We start from the raw sequence: 1,102 nt of genomic DNA, 5'->3' as shown, positions 1-1,102 counted from the left end.
TTGCACCCGAGAATGCACCGCCCATCGTTACGGTGGGAAACTCACGGGGCGTTGGTATTGCGTATTCCCCACGAAAGCAAAGCGGGCAAATGGACGGAAGTGGATTTGGGCATTCACTGGCCCGCCTGTGAAAATCAAAATTATGTGCTGCAAAATTTTCTTAACGATTATTTAAGCAGCTCAAATCCGGCGGAATTCGAGCGCTATTTTCACAAAGAAAAAACATTGTGGAGCGACTACGCCAACCGTTTTTTCTACCGCTTCAGCCTTTTCCCCGATCGAGGCTATAACGAAAAGAAAACCGAAGCGAAAATTCAAGCATGGTTGGCAAATAATCCGGAAGTAATCACGCAGGAAAATGAGGCGTTTCTTTCTTTTTTCTCAAATTTTCCGAAAAACTGACCGCACTTTGACAGCATTGACTGAAAGTGCGGTAGCTTTTTGTAGTTAATGAAATTTAGTTGAGGGAGTTAATGAACAAAATTATTGATTACACGCCGGATATAATTTCCCGTAATATCAAAAAAGTACGCAATGGATTGATTGAAATTAAACGTTATAGTGATTCGGGTATTCGATATTTAGTTTGGTCTTGGTTTTATATTGTATTGTTTTATTGGATTTGGAATCTGATTGATCCTAAACAAGGACTTTATTACATATTGGAATGGACTTGGAATGCAAAAAATGTAGAAGCACATCTAATTAACTTGTTATCTGATCCTAATAATCCAGGATATTTAAAAGGTGGTGGTGTGTTAAATGATTTATACGTAACAATGCGACAAGAAAAAATAGAAGCTTGGTTATGGTTAAGTGTACCATTATGGTTATTTCTGCTAACCGGTTTTCCCAAATGGCGTCCACTGCGTATTGATACGGAGCGACGTTTGGTTTATTTTTGGTTATGGGGGCAATTTTATATTACCCGTTATCCGAAAAACGGCTATCCGTTAAATGTATTGCACCCGAGAATGCACCGCCCATCGTTACGGTGGGAAACTCACGGGGCGTTGGTGTTACGCATTCCCCACGAAAGCAAAGCAGGCAAATGGACGGAAGTGGATTTGGGGATTCACTGGCCCGCCTGTGAAAATCAAAA

1 protein-coding gene and 1 pseudogene are annotated in these 1,102 nt (G+C 40.7%); both read left to right on the top strand.

Annotated elements, in window-relative coordinates; all coding sequences use genetic code 11:
• Window positions 1–402: pseudogene (locus EDC44_RS12900) on the top strand (hypothetical protein); the annotation flags it as partial.
• 71 nt (window positions 403–473) lie between these two features.
• On the top strand, window positions 474–1,102 hold a 629-nt coding region (locus EDC44_RS12895), incomplete at its 3' end, for a hypothetical protein (RefSeq protein ID WP_131979813.1).

It is taken from the genome of Cricetibacter osteomyelitidis, from assembly GCF_004340985.1.
GTDB lineage: Bacteria > Pseudomonadota > Gammaproteobacteria > Enterobacterales > Pasteurellaceae > Cricetibacter > Cricetibacter osteomyelitidis.
The sequence above is the reverse complement of the archived record's forward strand: the minus strand, read 5'-3'. Positions and strand labels throughout refer to the sequence as shown.